We start from the raw sequence: 7,275 nt of genomic DNA on the forward strand, positions 1-7,275 counted from the left end.
TGTAAAGTATTTGTCCGACTGCGGCAGGTGCACAACAGCCGTAGTTGTTTTGCTATTACGAATTTTGTTTTGCTTTCTAAATGGGATTAAAGCTCATACCTGACAATGCAGCCAATCTTTTCATGGTCAAATGAGGTCAGACCTTGCAGCAAGGCGGGTATGGCTGGCCACGCTGCTTACAGTAGATGATCAGGAGGTGGCAGGTTGTGGGCTGAGCTGATGAGTTGTGGGCACATGTTACCGTGTGGCGGTGCGATTTCGATCCGGGATGGGTCTGGGAACAGATCCCGGTTTGAGGTAGCCACAAAGAAAAAGCCACCTTGGCACTGATGCACCAAGATGGCTTTGCTTTGTCTTCTTATCAGAAACTTGTATTAACGTTTTATCACCAGGAAAAATGCCTGTAAGGTCAGGCGGTGGGCCTATGCTGGGCCCTTACTTACTCCAGTGGCCCTGCTTTGAGCCAGGATTACTGGAGTGCTGGTGAGGTCGTTAACAAATCTTAATTCTTAAACCGGAACAGACCGTATCCTTATAATTGTTCACCTGCTCAGAATATGCGTGACCAGACTTCGCTCCCGGCATGGCGGTTCACGGCATGTCATGGCATTTGACAGCACGGCCCTGGGTTACAGGGCACGGCATGACATGGCATGGCGATGAATGACCGGAAAGATCAATGGCTGAATGTCTGGCAGCATGGCTGAGCGATAAAAGAGCTTTTCAAACTCTTTTAGTTTCGTTTTAGTGTTGATGTTAATGCTTTTAGCACTGTAAAAACTGTAAGTACCTCTCCCTGCTCAGCTGCAGCTGCTGCACAGGTAAAACCCTGAACTGGCAGGCATTGCTGCCTGGCGCTGGGCCCATGAGCTTGGCAGGGCTGGCCGACAGGTCAACCTGCCGGGCTGTAAATTGCCATTTCCGGTGGCAGTGGCGAGGTACCTGTTAAGGTCAATCTGTGAGGTTTTACCTATATTCTGTTCTGGCGCTGAGCGTCCTGAACTTCGGCCTCAACAGTGGCGCAGGCCGGAACTGCGTCGGCTGGCACACAGTCAGCTGGAGCCTCGGCTGCTGCGGCAGCCTGGGCACGCTCACGGGCCTCGTTTTCAGCTTCGTGATCAGCAAGAGAGCTGTTCTTGCAGCGGCTTGCAGTGATGAAGCATACGTAAGCCATGATGGTGCAGACAAACATGGTCAACAGTGTCGGGACCATGGAGTCCTCTCCCATCAGACCTACCAGAGGTGTGGTCAGAGCACCAAAGAAGAAGGTAAGAACACCAAAAATTCCTGCTGCAGAGCCCGAACCTCCAGAGCGAGAGCCCATTACTATGCCGAAACCGGCTGTCTGTGCAACGCCCATCATGGACACGAATACACCAAAGACAGCGGCAATGTTATAGATATTGGCATATGAGGTAATCAGGATGCCTGCAAAGACCAGGCAGCAAATAAACTGAACGACAATGGCTGTAGTAACAATAGCTCTTTCTTTTACAAAGCGTACTGCGCGACCTGCAATATTGGCTGCCACGGTAATGGCAAAAGCATTGATACCAAATACCAGTGAGTAGCCTGAAGGGCTCAGCCCAAAGATAGACTGAAAGACAAATGGCGAAGCTGCCAGATAGGCGAAAAATGAGCCCATGATGAAAGACAGTGCCATGGAGTAAAGCAGGAAACGGCCATTGGTAAGCTCATTGAGCATTTCTTTTAAAGTAACCAGCAGATGGCTTGATCGTTTCTCCTTTGGCAGAGTTTCAGGTACGTTCTTAACCGTACCTCCTATCAGAGCAACACCCCACAGGGCAAGGAATACGAAAACAGCAGGCCAGGTAAAAACAGCTACAATGCCTGAGCCGGCTATTGGTCCAAGAATAGGCGCCAGTGCATTGATGGTCATAAGCAGTGACATAAAACGGGGCAGATCGGCTCCGCTGTAAAGATCACAGGCAATGGTACGGCACAGAACAATGCCTCCGGCTCCTGCAAGACCCTGGAAAAATCTGGCGGTGATCAGCTGATGAACATCAGCGGCAAAGGCACACCAGACTGATGAAATAACGAAAACTACCAGGGAGGTAAGCAGCGGTACTCTGCGACCATAAGCATCTGAAAGCGGTCCGATAATCAGCTGTCCCAGAGCAAGTCCCAGAAAGGAGGTGGTCAGGGTAAGCTGCATACTTGCGGCGTCTGTTGCCAGATCACGGGTAATCTCAGGAATGGCCGGAAGATAGAGGTCTGTTGTAACAGGACCAAAGGCGGCCAGCATTCCAAGGAGGATAATGCCTCCCACACTGAGTTTGCTAACCTTGCCAGGCATGTCCTGGGCAGCTGAAGCACTGGAGCTGCCGTTGTTGCTGATTCTGTCAGATGACTGGCCTGATACAGACGGATCGCTGTTGTTTTCGACAGCGGCTGACTTCTTGTCAGAACTTTCTTGCATAAATCATCACTCGATATCTGGCAGAAAACAGCTGAGTGCAGGCTGTTAATGGACCGAAGCAGAGCCTTATGCTCAGAGGCACTGGATGCATACAGGTCCAGGCCTCAAAAATACTAAATTTCAAGGCTTATTTATTCGTGTCTGGTTGTTAACAGCTGAAAATACAGGAACTGTTCTGAAAGGACCAACTACAATATCCGGTAACCGACTGTCTTAAATCTGGTCACTGAGCTTAATCAGAGAATCATTTTGTTCTGCAGCCTGATTTCACACGAACAGACTGCTTTACTGCCAGCAGTACAAAGAAATTTGAAACAAAGTATAAGGAGACGGCCACTGACCAGGAATAATCTCAGGGGCAATTAAGGAATTCTGGCAGGCTTTGTTTTGAGCTTAAGGTATGGCAGGGAGCTATACACTTTCCAGATAACATTGATGCCCTGAGGCATAATGTCAGGTCCTGATATTGACCTCGATCATCTGTCCCTAAAGGATTGCCTGCCTGAAATTTCCGGACCACAATAATGCGGTCAGTATACAGTCAGGGCAATGCATGGCCTTTTTGGAAGTACCTTAGCAGGTTTTTGAACTGCTGTGGTGGTCAGGGACGATTTGATACCGGAAGGTGCTCGAACTCTGTACGGGAAACGGTGTGTGACACGGATTAAATCCGAAAGATCCGTTAGATAGGTATCATTACACAGGCGTAAACTGGACGCTCAGTGTATACATTGACTTCCTGCGCCCTGCAGGCCCATAGACTGTGCTTTCACTGAAACACTGGTATGGTAGTCAATGATTTCGCATTATATACAAGATTGCTGGTTTTTGGGATCCAAGCTTCAGCATTTACGTGAACTAATGCAAACGGTTGCATAGAATTACGATTGTTGATGTTGTATATATGATAATTATAAAACGCCTGATATTCAAGAAAAATTCAATCAGGTATTTAAAAAATTTTTTGGGCAGCACAGCAAACCGTGCCTTTTCGCAAAAGTGCACACTGTTAAATTTTCACCAAAACAGTGAACATATGATCAGGGGTCTGGCCTTAAAAAATGACAAAACCCCCAGCAGAGAGGCCTCTTTTGGGGGCTGTATACAAGCTTCAGATCATTTGTAAAAGTCGTGGGGCTTCCTGCAAATGCACGCAAAACAATTGCGAACTAAAACGATTGATGATCATTAACACCATGCTGATTAACAGGCGCTTCCATCGCCCACAACCGATTAAAATCATGTTACCTCAATGGTTGTGACGACCTCTCATCTCAATGCCTGGATCAGACAGGCTCTCCTGCGGTGTGGCATGCTGACACTGAGCGGCCTGTGTTCCCAGCCACCATCGCTATTGGAAGAGACAAAAGAAAGCTCAGCAATTCCTGCAAAGCTTAATACCGTACAACTGTGATTAACCGCAGGCGCGTCGCTATAACACCGTCTCAATCAGCTGGGGAGGCGTCGCTCCAACGTGGGCTCAATCAGCTGGCGGAGCGTCGCTGCCGCACCGTCTCAATCAGCTGGATGTGCGTGGCAGCGGCGCGGACTCAATCAGCTGGAAGCGCGTGGCAGCAGCATTGGCTCAATGAAGCGCACGCGGTGGTCATTGCGCTTGAGCATCTCGTAGGCAAGAGAGCCGAGCTCCTCCTCAGGCAGCTTGACTGTAGTAACAGGGGTTGGGAAGAAGCGGCACCACTCAGGATCGCCAATTGATACCAGAGCCATGTCCTTAGGCATTGGAACATTTCTCAGGCTCAGGGCATAGGCTACACCTGAGGTGATGGCGTTATTGGCAGTCAGGATAGCTGTAGGACGATTGGAGTGGCGGGTAAGCATGATGTTGGCTATTTCAAAAGCCTTGGTGTACAGATCGTTGTACTCCAGCGCATCAAGCTCAATGCATTCTACATTGTCGTATGACTGAGCAGCTGCAAGGCGCTCCTTGAAGGTGTACAGAGAGGATTTGCCAGACAGATAGACAATATGCTTGTGCCCCCTGGAGTGCAGATGCTCAACTGCAATCTGAACCACCTTCTGATTGTTAATCAGAGCACACTTGGTCTCCCGGCCCATAAAAGGACGATCGACGGCAACGACATTGCGGCACTCGATGAGAGGTACGGTACTGATACCTGTAGGCATGGCAATCAGACCATTTAAGGAGAACTGATTGAGATCAGAAATAATCTTGCGCTCAACAGTAGGGCTTTCATTGGTTACACCAAGGAGAATCTGCAGACCGTCAGCCTGAGCAAGTTCAGTAACAGATTTGAGGATGCCTGCAGAGAAGTTGTTACTCAGATCAGCAACGATAATACCCAGAAGTCGCTGGCCCTGGCTGATGCTGCGCGCCATTGGCACATCTATGCCCAGCTCCTTGGCCTTGTCGAGAATACGTTCACGGGTTGCTCTGGCAACCATCTCGGGACGAGACATTGCTCGTGAAACGGTAGCTGCTGAAATACCCAGCTCTTTGGCAATCTGAGAAACCTTGCCCATCTAAACGACCTCTGACAATACTATTAATCTAACTGACCCGGACCTTAACCATGGTCCTGCTTACAGTATGCACCCGGCTCCTTGCCCGTAAGTAAACGGCTTACAGAGCAGAATCCTGCTATTTACAGCTGCCATCCTTTGTCATGGCATAAACTGCTATCAGGCCAGCGTGCCCTCATGCCCGGGGCATATTACGTCGTGATCTGGCCAGCAGCATTGATATCCCTGGTTAAAACTGTGTGCGACTGCACTCAGGTGTTGTTCTGTTCCTGTTAATTCATCTTTTATCAATTTGAAGAGGTTATGTGAACCTGTCAACTGAAAACGCTCAGGTAACGCTGACATACGCAATAGCCGATTAAACAGCTGCTGTATGCAGAAGCAAACTGGTTTGCAGGAAAGACACCAGGGAAGGTCAGATCTTTTCCAGTTACTTATGAGGCATTATATACGCTAATTTTGCATAGAACCGTGAACAATTACAAAGGATACTACTTTAATTCTCATATAAATTTACCTGGTTTTCAAGATAAATAAAGTATTTTTTATATAATAAAACACTTGAAATATTACATTAAAATATGCTAGAATATTTTCACGTTCCGTGAAAATTATCCTGGGCATATTTATGGGCTATATTTATCGAAACCTGCACGAAATATCTGTACCTGACTTTGCTACGCCTGACAGAAAAACTAATGAGGTCTCTGTCTACTACAGGGACGCCTCTGGCAAGAGGCGTCGATACATCATTGGCCAGCTGCTTTCCAATGGCAACATGCATCCAAACGATAACTTTCGCAGGATGCACAGTGACCTCTGGGAGGCTCACTATGGCCCCGATAAAAAGCAGGATCAAAGCCTGTCATTAGGTCTTTATGCGTCTGCATTGGCAGTTTCAGAGAGCAGTGGTCTATATCAGGCTGTTCAGGCTGCATTTGGCCCAGAGAAAGGCAATGCCTTCATGGACTACGCCCTGTTCAACATTAGCGAGAACACAAATGCTCTGACTCACTTCCCTTACTATGCCCGAAAGAATGCAACTTTCTCAATCAAGCCTAAGGATGATGCATGGTATTCACGTGAGTTCAACTCAACTGACAGTGATGAGATAACGACTCTAAGAGAACAGTGGTTGTATGCCTGCCGTGACAGGTTCTCTATCAAGAAGGTATGGCTTGCAGTCGACGGCACTAATGATGACTGTAAGGCCACGAAATCTGAGCTTGCTGCCCAGGGTAAGTCAAAGTCGGGTACCTCATCCAACATTGTTGCCCAGATATGGGCTGTTGCAGCCGGGATTAACATGCCTGTAACCTGGCTCGTAAACCGTGGCAACATGACAGATGCAACTGCCTTTGAAAAGATCATCAAGCTTCTTGCACAGGCAGGCATTGAGGTTGAGGGCGTCATTCTTGACAGAGGTTTCAATGGTGATGAGATTATCAGCCTGGTTGAAAGCCTTGGCTATAACTGGATCATGATGCTCAAAGGCGAGACTTATGCACATCAGAGCATGATGAAAGATCACTCTGCCGAGATTTACTTCAAGGTCAACACCCGAGTTAAAGAGGGCGGACTGTTTGGTGTTTCTTCGAAACAAAAGCTGTTCAGAGGAAGCGATAAGGAGTCCTATGTTTCCCTGTTCTTTCATGGAGTTAATGGGGCAGAACGCTTCATCCATCATATGGATAAGGCAATGCTCGAGTATGAGCGGGCCAAGGGTCTTATCGCCAATGGCAAGACCAGTGTTTCAATCAATCCTAAGTTCAGTCAGGTTGTGCAAATTGTCAGCAATGACTCTGGCGGTTATGAGGTGTATCTGGATCGCGAGCAGCTACAGAGAGATTGCGGATCCAAGGGGTATTTCTCCATTGCCTCCTCCGTACCTTTGGATGCGGCAGAAGCCTATGCCATGTACAGCACCCGTGACTGTGTTGAGAAGACTTTCTCTGTTAAAAAGTCCCAAATTGGCCATGACACTCTGCGCTCTCATTTTGACGAGGGCATAAATGCACGAATTGCCTGCAGCTTCATAGCATGCGTTATTCGCTCACTTATCGGATACGCAGCAGACACTCCTGCATCTAACATCAACTCGATTATTAATGGTCTGAAAGAGGTTCAGGTTCATATTGGTGAGGAGGGAAAGCTCCCAACCATCACGCGAGCAACGTTCAAGTCTGCCAGGAAAATCCTTGATGATCTTGGTATAACCACTGTTTGTCTTCAGGCAATGGCTAATGAGATTGCTGATTTGCGCGTAAATTCCGCTATTTCACAGGTAAGGAAGCTGCCTCATATCGATTCTCTGTTTGGCAAGAAAAAGA

Annotated in this window: 3 protein-coding genes; 1 reads left to right on the top strand and 2 read right to left on the bottom strand. The window is 47.9% G+C overall.

What is annotated here, in order from left to right; genetic code table 11:
• Nucleotides 1-970: 970 nt before the first annotated feature.
• Together MXE39_RS05235 and MXE39_RS05240 are read right to left on the bottom strand one after the other, a co-directional pair.
• Complete coding sequence (locus tag MXE39_RS05235; RefSeq protein WP_246978066.1) at nt 971-2,443, bottom strand: multidrug effflux MFS transporter; 1,473 nt, start codon at nt 2,441-2,443, stop codon at nt 971-973.
• Nucleotides 2,444-3,997: 1,554 nt separating this feature from the next.
• Nucleotides 3,998-4,945, bottom strand: coding sequence for a LacI family DNA-binding transcriptional regulator (locus tag MXE39_RS05240; RefSeq protein ID WP_246978067.1), 948 nt, complete (start codon nt 4,943-4,945; stop codon nt 3,998-4,000).
• 628 nt (nt 4,946-5,573) lie between these two features.
• Between MXE39_RS05240 and MXE39_RS05245 the strand changes: the two genes are divergently transcribed.
• The coding region (locus tag MXE39_RS05245) for a transposase (protein ID WP_247073839.1) at nt 5,574-7,275 on the top strand (1,702 nt) is incomplete at its 3' end.

Source organism: Anaerobiospirillum sp. NML120511 (assembly GCF_023050955.1).
Taxonomy (GTDB): Bacteria; Pseudomonadota; Gammaproteobacteria; order Enterobacterales; family Succinivibrionaceae; genus Anaerobiospirillum.

Bases quoted from the DNA above. Each gene is read 5' to 3' on its own strand.
- MXE39_RS05235 (WP_246978066.1), bottom strand. From the start codon at position 2,443: ATGCAAGAAAGTTCTGACAAGAAGTCAGCCGCTGTCGAAAACAACAGC.
- MXE39_RS05240 (WP_246978067.1), bottom strand. From the start codon at position 4,945: ATGGGCAAGGTTTCTCAGATTGCCAAAGAGCTGGGTATTTCAGCAGCT.